Raw genomic sequence first — 23,204 nt, 5'->3', positions numbered from 1 at the left:
AGTAGAGTGGAACGATACTACAAAAGAGTATCCCAAAGATAAGTGTATCCACCAGTTGTTTGAGGAACAGGTAACGCTTACGCCTGATGCTATTGCGGTAGTCTTTGAAGAGGAACAACTGACCTATAAAGAACTTAACCAACGGGCAAACAGGATCGCACACCACTTGCAAAGCCTAGGTGTAGGGCCAGAAGTGCTAGTAGGGATCTGTGTAGAGCGATCCATAGAGATGGTAGTGGGATTGCTTGGCATCCTCAAGGCTGGTGGCGCGTATGTGCCGCTTGACCCAACCTATCCTTTGGAACGCTTGCGCTACATGCTGGAAAACTCCTCTGTGCAGGTGCTGTTAACTCAACAGCAATTAGTCGAGTCTCTTGCCGATCACCAAGCACATATGGTCTGCTTAGACATCGACTGGGAGATCATTGCCAGACAAAGTGAGGGAAACCCTGCCAGTGGTGTGACGCCCGAAAATCTGACCTACGTTATCTACACATCTGGTTCTACAGGCTTCCCAAAGGGAGTGGCTATGAGTCACCGTCCCTTATCTAATTTGATTTTATGGCAACTGGAAAATTCCACACTGCCTCAAGGCGCAAAAACGTTGCAATTTACTCCTCTGTGTTTCGATGTCTCCTTTCAAGAGATATTTTCTACGTGGTGTGCCGGGGGAATGCTGGTCTTAATCTCAGAGGAAGTAAGACGAGATCCAGTCCAGTTATTGGGTTTTCTTAAGCTTCAAGCGATCGCCAGATTGTTTCTTCCCTTTGTAGCTCTACAGCAACTGGCCTTGGTCGCTGATGGTTCCGAAACAGTTCCCACAAATCTTCGTGAAGTTATCACTGCTGGCGAACAATTGCAGATAACCAGACAAATCGCCGATTGGTTTATCAAGCTTAACAATTGCACGCTGCACAATCAATACGGGCCGTCAGAAAGTCATGTGGTCACAGCTTTCACTTTAACAGGTTCACCTTCAGATTGGCCTGCACTTCCGCCGATAGGTCGTCCCATCACCAACACCCAAATCTACCTACTAGACGCTCAACTGCAACCAGTTTCTATCGGAGTTTACGGAGATCTGTACATCGGCGGCATTGCTCTGGCACGAGGCTACTTCAACGATACCGACTTGACGATCTCCCGATTCATTTCCCACCCCTATAGCGACAAAAGGGGATCCAGACTCTACAAAACAGGTGATTGTGCTCGTTATTTACCTGATGGTAATATTGAGTTTCTGGGTCGAATTGATAATCAGGTAAAAATTCGGGGTTTTCGTATAGAACTTGGAGAAATTGAGGCGGCGATCGCTTTGCACCCAGCAGTGCGAGAAACTGTAGTTGTGGTGCGAGAAGATATACCAGACCGCAAAGTGCTGGCAGCCTACATTGTTCCCAACAACTCCTCCGCGTACACTACCAGCGACTTGCGCAGTTTTCTCAAAAAGAAACTGCCTGATTACATGATACCTGGAGCATTCGTTATCTTAGATGTTCTACCGCTTACCCCAAATGGCAAGGTAGACCGCCGCGCCCTACCAGCACCAGACTTTCAACACGAACTGCAACAGTCATTAGTAGCCCCAAGAACTCCTATTGAAGAGATGCTAGCCAGCATTTGGACAGATGTCCTGGGAATTGAACTTGTGGGTGTTCATCACAACTTCTTTGAACTGGGTGGACATTCGTTACTAGCGACTCAAGTGATTTCTCGGGTGCGCGACACCTTAGCAGTGGAATTACCATTACGTAGCTTGTTTGAATCTCCTACTGTTGCCTCTCTATCTGAGCGTGTTGAGATTGCGATCGCTCCGGGGCAATCTATAAAAGTCTCGCCTCTATTACCGATTTCAAGAGCAGCCGAAATTCCATTATCCTTTGCACAGCAGCGCTTGTGGTTTATTGAACAATTACACCCAAATAGTGAGTCATACAATATACCAATAGCCTTGCGTCTTTGCGGTCTACTGAATGTAGCTGCTTTAGAATTCAGTCTCAACGAAATTATCCGTCGCCACGAAGCATTGCGGACAAGCTTCGCAACAATAGAAGGTAAACCCGTTCAGGTTATCGCTTCTACTCTGAATTTAAAATTGCAAGTGGTGGACTTGCGTCATATGCCGTCAAGCGATATTGAAGCCGAGACGCAACGATTAGCCACTACTGAAGCAATGAAACCTTTTGACTTGGAACACTCGCCTTTAGTGCGAGCAACTTTGCTACAGACAAGCGAAACAGAACATGTCTTGCTGCTAACAGTACACCACATTATTTTTGACGGGTGGTCAATGGGCGTACTCTACTCAGAGTTAGCAACACTTTACTCAGCATTTTGTGCAGGTTCAGCTCCAATTTTACCAGAATTACCCATACAGTACGCTGATTTTTCTGTTTGGCAGCGGCAGTGGTTGACTGGGGAGATACTGTCAACACAGCTTAACTACTGGAAGCAACAATTAAAGGATGCTCCGGGTTTATTAGAATTACCCACGTTCAGATCGCGACCCGCTGTTCAGACATATCGAGGGGCGTATCATTCTTTGGCTCTTTCCCAGGAATTGAGCGTGGCACTCATCCAACTGAGCAAGCGCACGGGAGTCACCTTGTTTATGACGCTATTAGCAGCATTTCAGACATTGCTTTATCGCTATACAGGGCAAGATGACATCCTAGTGGGCACGCCCATTGCTAATCGTAACCGTAAGGAAATCGAAGGGTTAATTGGCTTTTTTGTCAATACCTTAGTAATGCGTACCTACCTCGGCGGCAATCCCAATTTTAAGCAGTTGTTAAGTCGGGTGCGGGAAGTGGCAATAGGAGCTTACGCTCATCAAGACTTGCCCTTTGAAGAGTTGGTAGAGGCATTGCAACCAGTGCGTTCCTTAAGCCACACACCCCTGTTCCAGGTGATGTTTACGCTGGAAAACTCTCCCTTGCCTTCTTTCGATCTGCCTGACTTAACTGTAAGTCCATTGGTAGTAGAAACTACAGCGGCGAAGTTCGATTTGACTCTATCAATGTCGAATACCTCCTCAGGATTGATATGTTCATGGGAATACAATAGTGACTTGTTTGACAATGACACTATCGCTCGTATGGCAGAACATTTCCAGACTCTGCTGTCAGGTATTGTAGCGAATCCAGAACAACCAATTTCTGAATTGCCCCTGCTAACGGAGCGAGAGCAACGCCAGCTATTAGTAGAGTGGAACAACACCACAAAAGAGTATCCCAAAGATAAGTGTGTCCACCAATTGTTTGAGGAGCAGGTAACGCTTACGCCTGATGCTATTGCGGTAGTTTTTGAAGGGGAGCAACTGACCTATAAAGAACTCAACCAACGGGCGAATCAACTAGCACATCACCTGCAAAGCCTAGGCGTGGGGTCTGAAGTGCTAGTGGGGATCTGCGTAGAACGATCCATAGAGATGGTAGTGGGATTGCTTGGCATCCTCAAAGCTGGTGGCGCGTACGTGCCGCTTGACCCCACCTATCCTTTAGAGCGTTTGGTCTTCATGCTAGAAGACGCTCAAGTGCCAGTGCTGCTAACTCAGGCGAAGTTAGTAGAGTCTCTTCCCAAACATCAAGCACGTATTGTCTGTTTGGATACAGACTGGGAGGTGATTGCCCAACAAAGCCATGAAAATTGTAAAACCAGTGTGACACCCGACAAAACGATCTATGTCGTTTATACCTCTGGCTCAACAGGGTTACCTAAAGGAGTTCCTGTTCCTCATCTGGCAGTGAACCGTTTGGTACTTAACACAAACTACATTAACTTAGAGACAAAAGATGTAATTGCTCAAGTCTCGAACAGTTCTTTCGACGCTGCTACATTCGAGATTTGGGGAGCTTTACTTAACGGGGCGAAGCTCGTTGTGATAACTAAGGACGTAGCCCTTTCACCCCTAAATTTTGCAGATGCTCTCCTTGAGCAAAGCATTACTGTATTGTTCTTAACGACCGCTTTGTTCAATTTGGTGGCAAGGGAAGTCCCGTCTGCTTTCTCCTCGGTGAAACACCTTCTATTTGGAGGAGAAGCTGTCGAGCTTCAGTGGGTCAAACAAGTGCTGAAGAATGGTTCACCTGTACGCTTGCTTCATGTTTATGGACCTACCGAAAGTACAACATTCACCACTTGGTATTTGGTACAAACTGTTCCAGAAGGGGCAAAAACCATTCCCATCGGTCGCCCCATAGCCAACACTCACTGTTTTGTGCTTGATCACAGTCTACAACCGGTTCCCATCGGTGTCTCTGGAGAATTGTACGTCGGTGGAGATGGTCTGGCACGGGGATATTTCAACCGTCCGGATTTAACCGCTGAAAAATTTATCCCCAACCCCTTTAACAATTCAAAATTATATAAGACTGGGGATCTGGTGCGATATTTGGCAGATAGTAATATTGAGTACCTCGGTCGCATTGACAATCAGGTGAAGATTCGCGGCTTCCGCATCGAACTTGGAGAAATTGAAACGGTGCTAGCTACTCACCCCCAAGTTCAAGAAACCACAGTCATCGTCCGAGAAGATATCCAGAGCGATAAGCGCCTAGTCGCCTATGTTGTGCCCAAGACCGGGACAGAACCAAAAGCAGCATTACCCACAGTTAATGAGTTACGAGCCTTCCTCAAAAGTAAGCTACCCGACTACATGGTACCAAATGCCTTTGTGATATTAAAGGCAATGCCCTTAACACCCAACGGTAAAGTAGACCACCGCAACCTACCAGTCCCCGATCACACCACTAGACCTGATGCAACTTATGTAATGCCGCAAACTAAGGTCGAACAAATCGTCGCAGCTGTTTGGCAAGAGATACTTCATGTAGAGAAAGTAGGGATTTATGACAACTTCTTCGAGTTAGGAGGTCACTCGTTACTTGTGGTTCAGGCTCACCACAAATTGCAAAAAATATTGGGAGTGAAGTTGTCAGTAGTTGAAATGTTTCAATACCCAACTATACATTCTTTGAGCGAACACTTAAGTAATTACCTAAGTATACAAGATGCTTCAAAACAAAGCAATGGTGATAGGACGAATCTTCGCGCTCGCCAAGGTTCAATGCAACAACAAAGGCAACTTAGACAGCATCATCAGTCTGATATAGCCATTATTGCTATGTCGGGTCAGTTTCCAAAAGCTCAAGATATAGATTCCTTATGGAATAACCTATGCAACGGGATAGAATCTATATCATTTTTTTCGTAACAAGAAATGGTCGCCGAAGGTGTTAACATAAAGTGGCTAAATAACCCTAAACATGTAAGAGCCAGCGGTGTATTGTCAGACATAGAGCTATTTGATGCTTATTTTTTTGGTTATAGTCCCAAAGAAGCTGAATTGATAGATCCGCAACAACGCTTATTCTTAGAATGTGCTTGGTCAGCCATAGAAAAAGCCGGTTATAACCCAGAAAACTACAAGGGGTTGATCGGGGTTTACGCAGGGTGTGGCGGGAATGATTATTTACTAAAAAATCTTTATCCCAACCGCGACATTTTAGAGTTGAACGACTTTGATGACCTGAGTTTTGGCAATGCTCCAGATCATCTGGCGACTCGGGTTTCTTACAAACTCAACCTCACTGGACCTGCACTTAACATACAAACGGCTTGTTCTACTTCATTAGTTGCTGTACACTTGGGGTGTCAAAGTTTGTTGAATGGCGAATGCGACATAGCGATCGCAGGTGGCGTTTCCATCCATCTTCCGCAAAAGACAGGTTATTTGTATAAAGAAGGCTTAATTTTATCTCCCGATGGACACTGTCGAACTTTTGATGCTAAAGCAAAGGGAACTGTAGGCGGTAATGGTGTGGGAATTGTCGTTCTCAAGCGCCTAGCAGATGCGATCGCCGATGGTGACTACATCCATGCAGTGATTAAAGGCTCATCCATCAATAACGACGGTTCATTGAAAGTGGGCTATACAGCTCCCAGTATAGATGGTCAAGCGGCAGTCATTTCTCAAGCTCAGGCTGTAGCTGGAATTGATCCCCAGACAGTTACTTACATAGAAGCTCACGGCACTGCAACTCCTCTGGGAGATCCCATTGAAATCGCAGCGCTAACACAAGCGTTTCGTGCCAGTACCCAGAACAAAGGCTTCTGTGCAATCGGTTCGCTGAAAACCAATATCGGACATTTGAATACGGCAGCCGGTGTGGCAGGTCTGATCAAGACTGTTCTAGCACTTAAACACAAGTTGCTGCCACCTAGCTTGCACTTTGAACAACCATCACCCCAAATTGACTTCGCCAATAGTCCCTTTTACGTCAATACCAAACTCTCCCCGTGGGAAACAAATGGCACTCCTCGCCGTGCTGGGGTCAGTTCTTTTGGTATCGGGGGTACTAATGCACACGTCGTTTTGGAGGAAACTCCTGCTGAATTTGAGTACAAGAGTCAGGAATCTGGGGAGTCGGGAAGAAAGTTTCAGTTGTTGGTACTCTCCGCCAAAACTGAGACTGCACTCGATACCGCAACGGCAAATTTGGTTGAACATTTAAATCATCATCCTGATATTAACCTGGCTGATGTCGCTTACACGCTAGGGGTTGGTCGCAAAGCTTTCAACCATCGACGGATATTAGTATGCTGTGACACAGAAGATGCTGTCAATACACTTTCTACCCAAGATCCGAAACGAATTTTTACCAACGTCCAAGAATCTAAAAATCGCCCGGTCGCGTTCATGTTTTCCGGTCAGGGGTCGCAATATGTGAATATGGCTCTTGAACTCTACCAAGAAGAATCTGCATTTACCGAACAAATCGATCTTTGTGCAGAACTCCTTAAACCTTACTTGGGACTTGACTTACGGGATATCCTGTACCCTAGTGAAGAAGTCACCCAACAAGCGGTAGAACAGTTGAAACAGACTGCGATTGCACAACCTGCACTGTTTACCATTGAGTATGCCCTAGCTAAATTATGGATGTCGTGGGGCGTGCATCCCAAAGCTGCAATCGGTCACAGCATTGGCGAATATGTGGCAGCAACTCTTGCAGGGGTTTTCTCATTGGAAGAAGCATTATCCCTCGTTGCTGCACGGGGGCAACTCACGCAGCAAATGCCTTCAGGGTCGATGCTTGCTGTACCGCTTCCCCAACAGCAGGTGCAACCCCTCCTTAACAATAAACTCTCCCTAGCTGCAATTAACGGGCCATCCCTTTGCACGGTTTCAGGTACCACAGATGCAATAGAAGCACTGCAACAGCAACTCCTAGTACAAGGGGTGGAATGCCGCCGCTTGCATACCTCTCATGCCTTCCATTCCTATATGATGGAACCCATTTTAGAGAGATTCACCGAGCAGGTGAAAAAAGTCAACCTGAAACCCCCTCAAATTCCCTATATTTCCAACGTCAGCGGAACTTGGATCGCAGCAGAGGAGGCAACAAATCCAAATTATTGGGCTAGACATTTACGCCAAACTGTGCTTTTCAGTTCAGGCTTGCAAACATTGTTGCAAGAACAAGAGTGGGTTTTACTAGAAGTTGGTCCTGGAAGGACGCTGAGCGCGATCGCGAAACAACATTTAGATAAAGCGGCAGAACAGATTATACTTCCTTCATTAAGACATCCCCAAGACCAAGAATCTGATATTGCCTTTTTGTTGAACGCATTAGGCAAACTCTGGCTTGCAGGAATACAAGTAGATTGGTCAGGATTCTATGCTGGTTGCCAACGTCATCGCCTACCGTTACCGACTTATCCGTTTGAACGGCAGCGTTGCTGGATTGAACCACCTCAAGTTGCAGGCATGCAAAAAGAGTTAAATTCCCATAGGGTATGCCTTGATGATCCTGTCAAGACGGATGTTGAAACGTTGGATGCAAAGTCTCCACAGAAAGATTTATCCTCACTCCACTCAAAAAGACCGAATTTACCAAATCCCTATGTTGCTCCCCGCAGTCAGCTGGAACGGACTCTAACCCAAATCTGGCAAAATTTCTTTGGTATTGAGCAGGTGGGAATCTACGATGACTTTTTTGAATTGGGCGGAGATTCCTTGCTAGCAGTTCACCTGATTTCTAAATTATGTGAAACCCTGAAAATAGAATTGTCTTCCCACAGCTTAATCAGTTCATCCACTATTGCGAGTTTGGCTGAATTAATAGAACAAACCGCCTCAGCCTCTACCGTTCTCAACCGACCACCTCAGCAAGCCCTGCCCGAATTACTGGTGGAAATTAAGTCCGGTAGTTTTAAACAACCTCTTTTCTTAATACATCCGGTTGGCGGACACGTCTACATATATCGCGATTTGGCAAGTTGTCTAGGCTCAGATTATCCAGTCTATGGGTTACAAGCACAAGGCATAGATGGAAAAACACAACCACTCACCCAAGTTGAAGAGATGGCGACTAAATATATTGAAGCACTGCGCGTTGTCCAGCCTGAAGGGCCATATTTTCTTGGGGGTTCTTCTTTTGGAGGCACTGTGGCTTTCGAGATGGCACAGCAATTGCTGGCGCTAGGTCAACAAGTAGCGCTGCTCGCTCTTATAGATACTCCAGGTCCTGGTCAAATGCCGGTAAAAATAGAAGATGATGAGCTGCAAATCTTGACTTATATACTTAATGTCGGTGCCAACCTTTCCGTTTCTTTAGACCATCTCAGGCAGCTTGAACCAGACGAGCGATTGCTCCACTTTTTGGAGGAGGCTAGACAATCTATGAGATTGCCGCCTGATTACGGGCTTTCCGATCTCCGTTTCTTCTTTAATATCTTCAAGGTAGACGTTCAAGCTATGCGGAGCTATATACCACGAATCTACCCAGGTCGCGCCATCTTCTTCCGCGCTAACGAGCGAGATGCAACCAATCCCCAAAACCCAGAGCTAGCTTGGGTCAATTTGGCAGCGGGAGGATTAGAGGTTCATGAAGTCCCAGGAAATCACATTACTATGAATTACGCTCCTAACGCCCAAGTCATAGCCGAACGGCTGAGGACATACCTATTGTCTTTGACAGGTCGGAGTTCTTCTGGCTTACAGTCCCCTTACTGATTTAAGTATACGAAAAACAGCATAATCGCTGACTTACGGAGAAGAAAAATGAATAAGAGGTTCCTACAAACTATCAGGATTGCGCTTCTGGTTGTGTTAATCGCAGCCGCTGGGGTCGTTTATCCAGACTTCTTCACTCCCCAAGAAGCCATTGCTCTTTCCTCAAAGAGCATCGGCGACTACAGTAAATACTACCTGGCCAAGTCCAACGAGGAACTCATAGACGGGAAAATCAGGGTTACTTCGTTTGGAACAACTATGCTGTTGTTTGATGACGGCACAACGCAAGTGATGGTGGATGGCTACATCACGCGTGTACCGGAGTGGTGGAAGGATCCGCAACAGGAAGTTGAGACCAACAAGGATTGGGTCAATCAGGCGCTATCCGAGTACGCCAAAGTTGACAGACTCAAGGCGCTGTTTGTCGCACACAGCCACTTTGACCATGCACTTGATGTTGCCTATATTGCCAAAAAGACTGAAGCGCAATTGTACGGGTCAGAATCGACTCTGAACATTGGTCGAGGGGGAGGCGTACCCGAAGATAAAATGACGCTGTACGATCCGGGAAAGGAAGTGAAAGTTGGCGAGTTTACTGTGACCGTCCTGCGTTCCCAGCACTCGCGTCCTACTCCCGGAGTCAACGATGACCTGGGTCAGGTCATTGGCGCACCGCTCACACAACCCACAATGCTCCTCAACTATGTAGAAGGTAATTCGTTTGACTTTGTGATCAAGCATCGCGATCGCTCTATTCTGGTGAAGCCCTCTGCCAACTACATCTGGGGTGCGCTGGAGCAAGTGCCGCCGGTTAATGTCCTCTTCCTGGGAATGGCAACGGCGGGCTCCCAGACGGTGAGGCCCGAGACGTCGCCCCAGATGCCGATGCCCCAGATCCCGGTGTGCCCTGAGTACCGGGACTTCCTAAAGAACTTCTACGATCAGACCGTGGACACGTTACATCCTAAGCTTGTGATTCCCATCCACTGGGATGACCTCCAATTTAAACTGGAACCAACTCAGATCCTCACGCCCTTGGATGATAGAGATTTGACCGTTGGCTTCGACTTTCTGGTGAACCGGCTTACAGAGGACAATATCGAATTCGGAATCATGCCGGAGGCATATCAGAGCGTGATCTTGTTTGGCGATCAAGGGTACGGGCTATCAACCAACAGAAATCAGTATAATGTCGAACATCGTTTATTTCAACCTACGTGCCCACTCAACTGTTAATTCCACTCTCGGAATAGTGCAAGAGTTAGTGCGGCGGGGAGAACAGGTAGATTACTATTGTTATGAGGAATTCCGGAATCAAATAGAGTCTGTAGGTGCCCAATTCCATCAGCTTCCTGCCAATCCAGATTTGTGGTTGGACGAAACCGCAACGCCGCAATCTGCCTCGATGGAAACCAGTTTGGAAGCGATCCCGATTCTATTGGAACATTTCCAACGCGATCGCCCAAAGCTACTTATCTTTAATTCAGCGTGCTTATGGGGATGCCTTATTGGTGAGTTGCTGAAGCTTCCCACAGTTGCTACCCACATTCATCACCTTGTCCCACGTCGATTTATTCCACCGCTTCCAGTACTTTTAGCACCAAACTGCATCAGAAGATTTTCTGAAAACGCAAAAATTGTTGACAAACACAGAAGCCTTTGGACTCAGTTGAAGCAAAAATATCAGTTTGAGCGGGTGAAAAAGAACGATTTGTTCAAGCTAATGCGCTATATGCTCTTCTTCCACGGCGATCTGAATATTGTTTTCACATCTGAAACTTTCCAGATCAAGCGAGAAAACTTTGACTCCAGTTACATCTTCACTGGTCCGTGTTACAGCAAAAGCTCACTTGAACCGGAGTCTTGCTGGGCGAAAATTGAAGGAAAGTCGGTGATTTATATTTCACTTGGGACAGTATTCAATCAGAATATTCCCTTTTTTCAAAAATGCGTACAAGCGTTTGGAAATAGCCAGCATACTGTAGTAATGACTGTTGGTAATTCTGTGGATATTAATTTACTTGGAGAGATACCGCCTAATTTTATTGTCAAGAATTTTGTACCACAACTAGAAGTTATTAAGTATGCTAGCGTCTTTATTTATCATGGTGGCATGCAGAGTACTTTGGATGCGCTAACTCACCAAGTTCCGTTAGTTTTGTTTCCTCAATATTCAGAGCAATATTTGACAGCCCATAGATTAGAGGAGTTAGGTGCGGGAATATGGGTTAAACAGCAAAACATTCAGCCACAGAAATTGCGCGAATTGGTGGAAAAGGTCATGCAGGATTCGTCAATTCGTGGCAACGTGGAGCGATTAGGCAAATCCTTAATAGAAGCAGGAGGGACTCAACGAGCCGTTGACAAGATTCTAGAATTAAAACAGCAATTTAGCAGATTTTAAATAAAGGATAAAGTCATGAAAGAAATAAATGTCGTAGAAAAGAATTATAATGAAGTTGCTGACCGATATGATGAAAAGGTGCAAAGCCCTGAATTCAACGTGCAACATTATAACGAAGTAAAAAAACTATTTCAAAAGTATAATCTTCAAAGAGGAAGTATCTTAGATGTTGGATGTGGAACAGGACTGGTGAGTGATTTTTTGTCAGGATATTTTGAGTATACAGGAGTTGATGTTTCAGCAGGCATGCTTCAATATGCTTCTCAACGAGGTTATAAAACCATACATCAGACAATAGAAGATGCTCTGACTGAAATTGAAAATCAATCTTATGATTTTGTAGTTTCTCTAGGCGCACTGTTGTTTGTAGAAGATATTCAGGCTTGTCTCAAACATATCAATAGAATTGCTCGAAAAGCTATTGTATTGGGGCTAGACTGTGTCACGGATGAATTAATTCAAGCTGTTCCTATGACTATGTACGAGCATTCAAAAGTTGAAGTTTTAAATGCTTTAGAGGATTATTTGATTTTGGGCTGGACATATGCACCTCAAAGTATTTCTATTAACACACGAATGATATATATAGAACTTGTGTAGAAGGCTAGGAACGTGAATGGCACGCTCGAAAACCTGAATAGCTCTTTATACAAGCACTTTAAGCTGTTGGGTCTGGAGAGTTCCAGGAAATGAAGAAAATAGATACAGAATAATAATTATTCTTATGCGGCTCAACGCAGAATTATTCTAAAAAACTTCTTATGCTATGGGGTTAACGATTAAATCGCAACCAAGTTTTTGAGATGTTTTCTTCCTTTAAATAAGGCAAGGATAAAATAAAGTGTCAAATATAGTTTTCTTTAACTTCCCTGCTTACGGACATATTAATGCTAGTCTAGGGATAGCACAGGAACTAGCTCAACGTGGAGAAAAAGTAGAATACTATTGCACTGAAGAATTCCGACATCTGATTGAAAAAGTCGGTGTACAATTTCAAGCGCTCCCGTCTACTGTAGATCTATTTAGTTCAGCATCAGGCAAATCTTATTTGATAGAAACTAGCCTAGAAGTGTTGCCGATTTTGTTAGAACAATTTCGACGTACCCCCCCAAATCTAATCATTGCTGATGCAACCTGTCTCTGGGGACACCTTCTCGGTAAATTGCTGGAGCTTCCCACAGTGTCAAATCATGCAGCGGTTATCGTACCACCTAGTTTTTTGCCGCCGATTTCACCAGAGCTGTTGCTAACGTTCCTACCGCCTCATTTTTTCCCAGTGTTACCGTGTTTGTTTCCAGATGCCAACTTCTACACACCTCTTGAAAAACTGCGACTGGTCTACAAACACAGAATCCTTTGGGCGCGATTGAGACAACAATACCTGGTGGAAGACTTGAAAATGAACGATCTGTTCCACGCACGGGGCGATCTGAATATTGTCTTCACCTCGGAAGCCTTCCAATTTAAGCGCGAATTGTTCGACGATAGTTATATTTTCACAGGACAGTGCGTAGCTGACATACGCCTTACTCATGACTTTCCCTTAGCAGATATTGAGGGGAAGTCGGTGATTTATATTTCGCTAGGAACGGTTTTTACTGACAATATTCTCTTTTATAGAAAGTGCCTGCTAGCGTTTGGTTATAGCAACCATCTAGTAGTGATGAAAGTAGGCAAGTCTGTGGATATGCGGTTGTTGGGAGAGATTCCGCCTAACTTTATTCTCAGAAATGATGTACCACCACTAGAAATCTTCAAGCATGCTAGCGTTTTCATCTCTCATGCTAGTATGACTAGCACTATGGAAGCACTAGAGCACCGGGTGCCGCTCGTTGTATTTCCTCAAGCTGCTGATCACTACTTAATAGCCAGTCGGATAAAGGAATCGGGTGTGGGAGTATGGGTAAAACAGCAAAACATTCAGCCGCAGAAATTGCGCGAATTGGTTGAAAAGGTAATGCAGGATTCGACCATTCGTCGCAATGTGGAGCGATTAGGCAAATCCTTGGCTGAAGCAGGCGGCACTCAAAGGGCAGTTGACAAGATTTTAGAATTAAAACAACGAGCAAGCACACCTAAATAACGCTGGATGGCTCGTAGCGAAGAAGAAACATTACTCAAGAGTAGATTCGGAAGTCATTGCCTTTTAATTAAACAATGAATTTAGAAAAACCAACTCCCATAGCTAAGCAAAATCCCCCGATTTGGTTAAAAATATTAGTGATTTTCCTGATTGGATTAGGAATCTTCTTTCGCTTTGCCCATTTGGGTCAAAAAGCGCTCTGGTACGATGAAGCTTTTACCTCTCTAGCGATTTCTGGTCATACTGTCGCTGAAGTACGACAAGAAGTCTCTAATGAGCGCGTGATTCCTGTTGCTGCCCTGGATAAATATCAACATCTTAACCCAGACCGAGGCGTCAATGATACTGTTCGTTATTTAATGACCTCAGACCCGCAGCATCCCCCTTTGTATTATGCGATGGTGAGATTATGGGCGCAAGTTTTTGGGGATTCAACAGCTGGAGTGAGGAGTTTATCAGCGGCGATCAGTCTATTGATATTTCCGAGCGTGTATTGGCTGTGTCTAGAGTTGTTCGAGTCCCCAATTGTGGGATGGGTGGCAATTGCTCTAATGGCTGTTTCTCCCTTGCAAATTTTCTTAGCTCAAGAGGCACGCCAGTACGGTTTTTGGATGGTAACAATTCTAGTATCCAGCGCTGCCTTGTTGAAAACTCTTCGACAGGAAACTTTCTGGAACTGGGCAATATATGCCTTTACCTTAGCTGTGGGATTGTACACTCATTTATTCACCGCTTTAGTAGCACTGGCGCATGGCATTTATGTGGCTTCTCAACAACGCTTTCGCTTTAACAAAACCCTTGTCAATTATCTCTTAGGGACTCTATTTGGGTTATTTATTTTTATTCCTTGGCTATTTGTAATTATCACTCATCTCAGTATAGCGCAACAACTAACGTCCCATTTATCATTCTTCAAATTAGACAATCCTTTCGATTTAATTGCTATTTTACTGACTTATATCACTCGAATTTTTTTTGATATTAACTTGAGTTTCTATAATTTTTGGGTTAATAAATCATTTTGGGAAAAGAGTCATATATATGACAGCATGATTGCTGTCATATTTTCTCTAGTTTTAATATTATATATTTTATATTTTATCTTTAAAATAAGACTAAATAGATTTAGTGTTTTTCTGATTTTGTTAGGCTCGGTTCCATCTATCTGCTTGCTGTTACCAGATCTAATTGTGGGAGGAATTCGCTCTACTGCTTTTCGGTATCAGTTGCCTTTATACCTCAGCATCCAAATTGCTGTTGCTTATGTTTTAGGTGTCTATATCTTCTCTGAGAAGCATGATAAGCACTGGCAGCAAACAATTTGGCAATGTTTAATGGTTGGATTTCTGTTGGCTGGACTAGTCTCAGATGTGATGCTTTTTAAAGCTGATACTTGGTGGCTACAAATAGGTAATCAATCTTCTCTAGCAACGGTTAAATATATCAATAAATTCGAGAATCCTTTATTATCAACTAGCAACCATATTTATAATATCGGAAACTTGCTAATCTTAAGTCATTTTTTGAATTCAAACATCAATTTATTAATTGTACAAGGGGACCATCTGCCACTGCTCCCTCAAGAAGCCAGCAATATCTTTTTGTTTGATTATGATATGACGAATAGCCCAAACTTGGTTGCTCGATTTAAGAAGGATAAAACCTATTCACTCACATTAGCCGATCCACTTTCAGAACTGTGGCAAATCGAAAAACTTCAGAACAAATAAAAAAGTTTTTGAAATAGGAGAAGTAGTTTAGGTGTGTAAAGAATACCAAAAAAATAAAAGTAGAGAGAATCTCCTACAGGAGATTAATTATCCAAGATTGCAGTTATGTCTTTCCTGGTTGCCTGTGGCTCGGTTTATCCGTTTTACTGTAGTGGGTTTAGGTGGGGTAGCGGTAGACTTGGGAGTGTTTTATATCCTGCACAAGTCGTTAGGTTTAGCGCTAACTCCCAGTGCTATGCTTTCAACAGAAGTTGCAATTATTAACAATTTCCTTTGGAATGATGTGTGGACTTTTAGTGATGTTTTTCAAGCTCAGCAATCAAACAGTCAGCGATTACAACGTTTCTTCAAATTCAATCTGATTTGTTTTTTTGGGTTAATTTTAAATAGTTTAATCGTCAATTGGCTGTTTTATAGATTTGGAGTGAATGAATATATCGCCAAGTTGGTGGCGATCGCTTGCGTTACCCTGTGGAATTTCTGGCTCAACCTAAAGCTAAACTGGCAGGTGAAAGAAGGTGATATAGAAAAATTTTCTTCCTGTTTAGAACGAGAAATGTAAGCTGCCGCATCGACTAATCGCTGCCCTAGTGATATCGGCTGGAATGCTTGCTAAAAGCTCGTTATATTCTATATGTATATTTAGCTGAAAATATACAGCGGTTTCTAACTCCGTGTAGTACAGTAGCAGCAATGAGCGAAGACAATATTCATCTACATGCATTGAGGGTTGGTCGATCTCGACGTGGCTTATCCATAAGCTGCGCTTGGGTTTTAGCTGCATCAGAGTGACAGAATAGCGGGATCAAACTGGCAAATGCACTGACTTAAAGGCACTGCAAAGCAAGGGCATCGCGAATCAATTTATGATGGCAATCCCCGATTGTTTTTCTGATGGCAATCTCCCATTGTTTGGGTTGTTCATTGGTTAAAACGTTTTTTGGTATGTAAGGGTTTTAGCCGCTATTACCTGGTTATCTACTCAGGCTTGTTTCTGCTTGATTGCGGCGTACCAGATCTGAAAAATAATCTATGGTACTATGGAGGAGAAAACCCCTTAAAAAAGACGTAAGGTAGGCGAGATATGAAGTCAACCACCGTCCAAACCTTGCCAAAAACCAAGGTCAGAAGAGTTACGGCTTACGTAGATCCGGCACTAGATACAGACTTTGAAAATCTAGCAGCAGCAGCAGACAGTAGAACGATTTATCAAATGATTGCCGTGTTGATAAAAGAGTCCGTGAAGAAAGCCAAAGAAGACGGGAAGATATAATCAAGTTGATTAAATTTTAAAAAGCTTGAGGGGAACACTCGCAGCCCAAACTATACCAACAGAAGCCTATGCCACCCAAAAAGCCAAGACAAGCTACACAGCAAGACCCGCCACCATTACCGGCGATAGTGGCACTCAAACCCAAACCGCAACCGCCACAACCAGATCCACCCAAAGCGGTCGAACCTATTGAGACAAGCTCAGACCCCGAAACTACCGAACAAAAGCCAGAGGAAAACGCTTTTTTTCAAGCGGTCGGGATTATCGTCGGGGATGTGGCTTTCGAGGGGGAAAAGGCAGAGATCGCCATCGGAGGAAAGCAATACCCGCTTTTTTACGCCCCAAGATACAAAAAAGGCTTCGCAGCGCTGAAACTGAATATCAAGGCGAACACCCCTACCCAGCGCTTGCTTGTCTACCCGCGTATCACCCACCTACCAGGGGGGAAGCCTCATCAGGTAGGCTTTCAAGTGGTCGGGTTTGAGGGGAAGAATGGTTACCTACGTTCGGTGGGGCTTGAGGATTTTGAATTCAATCTATGTGGGTTGTGGCAGTTCATCCCCGTTTGCAAAACTCCCTGCATAACCGTTTTGAAAAACTTTACAGAGGAAAGGCTGGCGTATATAAAGGAGGCTAAGAGCGATCGCAAGGTCGCATTTATGAAAGCTAGCCATATACCTATTCTGTGGAAAGACGCGCCGGTAAAGCCGTTCCGATTCAACCCTTCTCTGGACAAAGAACAGCAAGAGCAAGTCTGGTTTGTCGGGGTGAAAGCCAGATTTCTGCCAGGTAGAGACGTTTTTGGGTTTGTTTCGCTCAAACTACCACCAACCGCCAAGCCACCCAAGTACCTCAAAGCCAGCAAAGAGGAGAAGCTCCAAGTTAGACGGGCACAGTCCCAACCCACCAAGCCAAAGGAGAAAGCACCATGATCCAAGCCATTCCCAAACAGGTGACCTTTGACGAGTTCATCGACTGGTATCCAGAGAACTCTCCCCACCGCTAGGAACTACACAACGGGGTAATTGTTGAAATGCCTTTAGCAACTGGCGACGATTCGGATGTAGCCGGATTTATTTTCGGCGAAGTGTTCTTAGAGATTCGGCGTCAGCAACTGCCTTACCTTGTCCCAAAAGAGTACGCGATTAAATCTCAAGACGACAAATCGGGCTATTCGCCAGACGTACTTGTCTTGGATCGACCCGCACTCGCAAACGAACCGCGCTGGAAAAAAGAATCCATCATCACGATGGGAAGCTCAGTCCGGTTAGCTGTAGAGGTCGTCAGCACTAACTGGAGGGACGATTACTTAACCAAGCTGCGGGACTACGAAGAAATCGCTATTCCCGAATACTGGATCGTGGATTACCTGGGACTGGGAGGTAAGCGCTACATCGGCGACCCCAAGCGCCCTACCCTGTCGGTCTACGAACTGGTGGATGGGGAGTATCGGATCAAACAGTTTAGGGAGGATGAGCGGATTGAGTCGCCTACGTTTTCAGGGTTGAACCTGACCGCCAAGCAGGTGTTTCAAGCAGGTTTGTGAAAACAACTCACACAAAAGGCGCGAAACCCCGCACCTTTTCTTCCAAATATGTCGCTGAAAATACGCTTGTAATAGATTAATTTTTCGCCTCAGTAATAACCGATTGTGAAAGTGCTGGGTGCGTCATCTCGGTTTTAAATGTCCTGGGCAGCTGTACTCCAAACAGCACCAGTCGAACTCCTAAGAACAAAGACAAAGCTAACCACAAGATGTGGTTATCGTTACTATGAAAAGAAAAAGAGGCAACATCTGCAGGTAGAAATCCCACGGCAAACGACGCTAAGCTAATATTGCGGAGGGTATGGCCTTCTGCTAAACCCAAGAAGTATCCATCTAGCATGAAAGCTGCTGAACTAAATACTAGGACGGGTAGTAACCAAAAAACATAAAGATCAATGTGTTGGGTGACTTCGGTGTGGTTGGTTAATAGCCCAAATACAGTTTGAGGAAATAGCAGACACACACCAGCCAAAGCAATCCCCACTAGCAGACTGGTTCCCACAGAAATCCTAACTAGAGCTACTAGCTGGTCGGAAGCTCCTTTGCCTTTAAAGTTTCCACTCAGGGTTTCCGTGCCAAATCCCAGTCCTTCAGTAAAATAACTACTGAATAAAAATACCTGTAAGAGTAAGGCATTTTCAGCATAAGTAATTGTCCCCTGCCTTGCACTCTCGTAGTTGAAGATTAAGATAGCTAACAGAAAAATAAAATTGCTGACAAAAATGTTTCCATTTAACGAAAAGATGGAGATTATAGCTGAGGTATCCCAAATTTTTCCAGTTATAGCTCGTAAATCTTGCCACTTGACTTCTAAGCAGAAAACAATCAAGGCCACTAACAAAGTCAAATACTGGCTGGTAGTATAGGATACTCCAGCCCCCATACTTTCCCAGCCCCACCGGATAATCAACAGGTAGTCAAGTGCGATATTGGCAACATTACCAACGAGGGACAACAGCACAACTAAGCCATTCTTTTCCCGTCCTACAAACCAACCAATTAGGACAAAGTTGATCAAAACGGCAGGTGCTCCCCAAATTTGGGCATTGAAGTAGGTAATTGCTGAAGCTTTGACCTCTGGGGTGGCACTGAGCAGGGCAAACCCCAGTTCTTGCAAAGGGTGCTGCAAGCTTACAATGGCAACACCAAGCGCCAGAGCAATTAAGCTATTACGCAGTCCTACCAGTAGTATTGCCTCCTGGTCATCTCGTCCCACCGCTTGAGCAGTCAGCCCAGTGGTACTCATCCGCAAAGAAATTAAAAGCAGGAAGACTAAGCTAGTCAGGTTTCCTGCTAGCGCAACCCCCGCTAGGTGATCTAGCTCTGACAGATGACCCAAAAAAGCCACGTTGAGCGTATTCGCCAGAGGTACCATGATGTTGGAGAGGACATTGGCTAGAGCCATTTGGAAGAAGCGAGGAACGAGGTGATTTTGGCTTGAGAGTGTCTGATCTATCGATTGACTTGCGTTGTTTTCCATAGAAATCTTTAATCAAAGATAGCTATTATTTATACTAACCTCTGCTCGCTCTAAAAAACCTATAATGTCTGCAAAAATGACTCCAAAATACAACAAAATGCAGTCGAGCGCGGCTGGCTGCGACTGCACTAAATAATATTACCTGAAAACCCACATTCCGCACCCTCAACTGTCACATAGACAGTGACAGAATTCTAATTTGACTGCCGAACGGGTGAGAATATTAAATCTGACGGGATAACAACGCCGTCAAAACATGCGTAAAATCTAAGGACATAGCCCTCAAACCTCTATGAAAGAATGCCAGTTTGTTGCGTCTTATTCTCATTAAATCAACTATAATTTCTTGACAAAATTCCATTCCCACTACCCAAGATTGACCGTATAATCCAATCCAAAAACTACTGTGTCGGCGCTGCGAACGCTTGAATTCGGTTAGCCGACCAACATATTTTTGAATTCCCATGTGCATTTTCAACTGATGGGGCTTGTTGATAAGAATGACCCCATCTTTTTTTACCCCAAGATGCCTCCATCTGCGTCCCTTGCGCGTGCGGTCGGCATATCGATCTTGGCTTTTGACGGGGTTGTCACCCGGTCAGGCTTCTGCCACTATCTATGTGACTGTTGAGGGTGCGGAATGTGGGTTCTAAGTATCGATTTCAACCAGTTTAGTTTTTGACGCTAAACCTGACTTAATGCTGATTTTTGATTTTGATACGTTAAACCTTTCTGCCAACAGTGCAATTAACTCTTCATTCGCCTTACCATTCACTGGTGGCGACTTTAAATGTACCGTCAGGCTACCATCGGGTTGTTCTTCGATACTTTGACGTTTTGAATTCGGTTTAACCTTGACTTGTTTTTTCATAGCCAATCTGCCAAATTTGCCGCAACCATAACCAACCCAAAAAGCTGCCTATAACATAGGCAATAAAATCCCAAGCGTCAAATTGACTACCCAAGATTAGTTTGCCCAGTAAGTTAGAGCGCAGCAGTTCTAAAAACGGCGGATGCCAAAGTTGCAAAACTTCGAGGATGCAAGTGACGATGAAAACCCAAATTGGAATTTGTTGCACCGCCTTGCGAGTGGGAATCAGCCAGAAGAATAACAAACACCAGCAAATTTCGTAGGGAATGCTGCTGACATAATTATTAACCACAAACTGAGCAGGGCCAGTGTAAAACTTAGTCAGCAAGCCGAGTAGGAACGAAACTAACAGCGAGAGGATGGTTAAGTTGCGAATAGTTATTTTTTTAACCAAGATTTTAGTTAAACCAAAGGAAAACACCTGTCCGAGTATAGCTTATTGCTCGGACAGGTGAAATTATCAATGTCGAGGAGAACGCTGAACTGTTAAGGATCGTGAGGATTGCCGTAGCCAATTACGGCAATTTTATGGCGATATACAAGTTCGCCGCCGTACCAACCCGAAGCACCGAGAAGGGTGGCGACAATGATAGAAAGTATTATCCCTGTGGGCAAAATTGCTCCGGCGACGTTACCCCAACGCAAGATTAAGTTGATCAGCGTTAGTGCCATTGCAGTTACGTTAAGAAACAGATGCGCCCACCCAGCGGTGCGCTTGCGGACTCGTTCGATTTTCAGGAAGTCGATTAACCCGGTGAGGGCGGCGGCGATGCTGGTTACCAACCCAGCTAATACCAGCCAAAAAGAGGCTCGCGCCCAAAACGCATCTTGCGTGAACCAGTAGACGATATCGGTTAACGGTAGCGCCACCAGAAAAGCGATTGGTAGGGTGACGATAACCGGATGGATGGGATGTCCTGCGATCGCTACCGTACTCGGTATACCCGTGTCGCGATATTCTCTTTCGTCACTTTCTATAACGGGTGGGATATCTGGAGTTCGCGTCATATTTTTCTATCTTGGTAATGGGTAATGGCTAATAACGCAAGTTGCTAGTTACAAATATTGTCGGTTCGATCCCCCCTAACCCCCCAAAACAGCGGGGGGGACCGGATTCAAAGTCCCCCTTGTTAAGGGGGATTTAGGGGGATCGAAAACGCTTAACCTCATAACTAGCAACTTGAGTTAATAGCTAATCGGTCGAGCGGTATACCTAACCCTAAACGCAATAATTTACTCAGGGGATGGCAAGCTTTTGATTTACTTTAAAATATCGTTTTTTTTCTCGTATCTGTCTTACGGTGGAACAACCAATCCAACATTCTCTATCTCTAAGTAGATTGCCGAACTTATGCCCTTGACTGTAGATAGTATAATTAACCCGGGTTTTTAACTACATTAATTCAGCCCAAAAAATGTCAGCAGCTAGAAAGATTTCAGTCAAAAGAAAGATGAAATCAATAGAGATTACCTGACAAGATTCTATTAGTGCTTTTTTGGCATTGTTTAAGAAGAACAAAAGGAGAACCAAGTCATGGTATCGACTCTTGACGACACCAAACGTTTAGCGATCGCAGGTGCTTTAGAAGATATGAAAGCGCTGCAAAACCTGATAATTGAAAACGAGCAAACCCTGAGCGGTGAATGCGCGGATCAAGAAATTTGCGATCGCCTGCGCGATATGCACCGCGACGACCAAAAAAACATGGGCGTTCTCGATACGGTGATTGTGCAATACGGTGTCAAGGGACAGCCAAAACAAACCACTTTAGAAATGGTTGAAAAAACTCGCAAATTGATGTCAGGTTCGGAACTGACTCTATTTGAGAAATTCGCTCAACACGAACTGCTCAAACACGGTCAAGTCATGAAAGGTTTGCTGATTCACAAAGCAGCTCAAGTCGTTGGCGCTGACATCGAAGCCGCAATTACTCCGTTAAATACGCTCAATTTTGAAAACCGCGCTCACCAAGAGCAACTCAAGGGAATTCTGGAAATTTTGGGCGTTCGCGAACTGACGGGTAAAGACCCAGATCAAGGCATTTGGGCACGGGTGCAAGATGCGATCGCCGCCTTCACAGGCGTCGCCGGTAGCGTCGTTACTCGTACCGATACCGAAATGAGCATCCGCGATCTCATCCGCATGGATCACACCAAGGTAAATACCCTGTTCGGCGAGATCCAATCAACTGACGATCCTCAAAAGATTCAAGAATTCTTCGGTCAAATTTACAAAGACTTGAGCGCTCACTCTGAAGCTGAAGAGCAAATCGTTTATCCGGCAGTGCGGCCTTATTACGAAGATACCCAAGAGCTGTATCAAGAACAAGCCGAAATGAAGCAAATGCTGGAGCAAATTAAAACTCTCAGCCCCTCTTCTTCCAACTTCAAAGACCAAGTTAAACAGCTAATGGATGCTGTGATGCACCACGTGCGTCAAGAAGAGAACGAAATGTTCCCGAAGATTCGCGACAACTTCAGCGACGAACAGCAAAAGCAAATGGCTACCGAATTCAAGACAGTTAAATCCCAATTCATGGAAAAGATGGCAGCTGCGATGAAGTAGTCATCTGACTTATAGAAAACCGGGTTTTTTGGCTGGTAAAAACCCGGTTTTTTATGTAAGCATAGGGCGGGGGGGGCGCCCCCCCCCCAACAGATATAAAATTAGTTGGGGGTGGGGGGGCCGCCCCCCCCCCCCAACACCATTTTAATTTGGGTGGGGGGGGGCCCCCCCCCCCCGCCCTATGCTTACATAAAAAACCGGGTTTTTACCAGCCAAAAAACCCGGTTTTCTA

The 23,204-nt window shown here is 44.7% G+C and carries 14 protein-coding genes and 2 pseudogenes; 12 read left to right on the top strand and 4 right to left on the bottom strand.

Translation table 11 applies throughout. The features are described 5' to 3' along the window. Positions 1–55: 55 nt before the first annotated feature. The 11 genes and pseudogenes from ACE1CM_RS15425 to ACE1CM_RS15375 form a co-directional block, all read left to right on the top strand. Positions 56–8,134: pseudogene (locus ACE1CM_RS15425) on the top strand (amino acid adenylation domain-containing protein); the annotation flags it as partial. A gap of 60 nt (positions 8,135–8,194) precedes the next feature. Further along, on the top strand, positions 8,195–9,019 hold the full coding sequence (locus ACE1CM_RS15420) for a thioesterase domain-containing protein (protein WP_374878424.1): 825 nt from the start codon (positions 8,195–8,197) through the stop codon (positions 9,017–9,019). 48 nt (positions 9,020–9,067) lie between these two features. Continuing rightward, entirely contained in the window at positions 9,068–10,255 is a 1,188-nt protein-coding gene (locus tag ACE1CM_RS15415; protein ID WP_374878394.1) for an MBL fold metallo-hydrolase, read from the top strand. Then, a complete protein-coding gene (locus tag ACE1CM_RS15410) occupies positions 10,209–11,423 on the top strand; it encodes a macrolide family glycosyltransferase (protein ID WP_374878393.1) in 1,215 nt (404 codons plus the stop codon). Before ACE1CM_RS15415 ends, ACE1CM_RS15410 begins: the two co-directional genes overlap by 47 nt. A gap of 15 nt (positions 11,424–11,438) precedes the next feature. After that, positions 11,439–12,023, top strand: coding sequence for a class I SAM-dependent DNA methyltransferase (locus ACE1CM_RS15405; RefSeq protein ID WP_374878392.1), 585 nt, complete (start codon positions 11,439–11,441; stop codon positions 12,021–12,023). Between the two features lie 241 nt (positions 12,024–12,264). Further along, positions 12,265–13,506: a macrolide family glycosyltransferase gene (locus tag ACE1CM_RS15400; protein WP_374878391.1), complete on the top strand. Its 1,242-nt coding sequence runs from the start codon at positions 12,265–12,267 to the stop codon at positions 13,504–13,506. Between the two features lie 74 nt (positions 13,507–13,580). Continuing rightward, entirely contained in the window at positions 13,581–15,236 is a 1,656-nt protein-coding gene (locus tag ACE1CM_RS15395; protein WP_374878390.1) for a glycosyltransferase family 39 protein, read from the top strand. A 31-nt stretch (positions 15,237–15,267) separates the two neighbouring features. Next, positions 15,268–15,798 carry a GtrA family protein gene (locus ACE1CM_RS15390; protein WP_374878389.1) on the top strand — a complete coding sequence of 177 codons (531 nt, stop codon included), beginning with the start codon at positions 15,268–15,270 and terminating at the stop codon, positions 15,796–15,798. Between the two features lie 522 nt (positions 15,799–16,320). After that, positions 16,321–16,509, top strand: a complete 189-nt coding sequence (locus ACE1CM_RS15385; RefSeq protein ID WP_374878388.1) for a hypothetical protein — start codon at positions 16,321–16,323, stop codon at positions 16,507–16,509. Between the two features lie 68 nt (positions 16,510–16,577). Then, positions 16,578–17,441 (top strand): hypothetical protein, encoded by an 864-nt coding sequence (locus tag ACE1CM_RS15380; protein WP_374878387.1) that lies wholly within the window; start codon positions 16,578–16,580, stop codon positions 17,439–17,441. Then, positions 17,438–18,055: pseudogene (locus ACE1CM_RS15375) on the top strand (Uma2 family endonuclease). Before ACE1CM_RS15380 ends, ACE1CM_RS15375 begins: the two are co-directional and overlap by 4 nt. A 76-nt stretch (positions 18,056–18,131) precedes the next feature. Here ACE1CM_RS15375 and gntT read toward each other — a convergent pair. The 4 genes from gntT to ACE1CM_RS15355 form a co-directional block, all read right to left on the bottom strand. Continuing rightward, entirely contained in the window at positions 18,132–19,535 is a 1,404-nt protein-coding gene (gene gntT, locus ACE1CM_RS15370; RefSeq protein WP_374878386.1) for a guanitoxin biosynthesis MATE family efflux transporter GntT, read from the bottom strand. 649 nt (positions 19,536–20,184) lie between these two features. Beyond that, the gene (locus ACE1CM_RS15365; RefSeq protein WP_374878385.1) at positions 20,185–20,406 is read right to left on the bottom strand and encodes a DUF167 domain-containing protein; all 222 of its coding nucleotides are present in this window, start codon (positions 20,404–20,406) and stop codon (positions 20,185–20,187) included. Continuing rightward, a complete protein-coding gene (locus ACE1CM_RS15360) occupies positions 20,384–20,800 on the bottom strand; it encodes a DUF2809 domain-containing protein (RefSeq protein ID WP_374878384.1) in 417 nt (138 codons plus the stop codon). The genes ACE1CM_RS15365 and ACE1CM_RS15360 overlap by 23 nt, the downstream gene beginning before the upstream one ends. A gap of 92 nt (positions 20,801–20,892) precedes the next feature. Continuing rightward, positions 20,893–21,414 (bottom strand): DUF2231 domain-containing protein, encoded by a 522-nt coding sequence (locus ACE1CM_RS15355; protein ID WP_374878383.1) that lies wholly within the window; start codon positions 21,412–21,414, stop codon positions 20,893–20,895. Between the two features lie 526 nt (positions 21,415–21,940). Between ACE1CM_RS15355 and ACE1CM_RS15350 the strand changes: the two genes are divergently transcribed. After that, the gene (locus ACE1CM_RS15350) at positions 21,941–22,972 is read left to right on the top strand and encodes a hemerythrin domain-containing protein (RefSeq protein WP_374878382.1); all 1,032 of its coding nucleotides are present in this window, start codon (positions 21,941–21,943) and stop codon (positions 22,970–22,972) included. The last annotated feature ends 232 nt before the right edge of the window (positions 22,973–23,204 follow it).

The sequence above is a fragment of the Microseira sp. BLCC-F43 genome (genome assembly GCF_041929235.1).
Lineage (GTDB): Bacteria > Cyanobacteriota > Cyanobacteriia > Cyanobacteriales > Aerosakkonemataceae > Microseira.
Note: the sequence above shows the minus strand (reverse complement) of the source record. Positions and strands in the feature narration are given on the sequence as shown.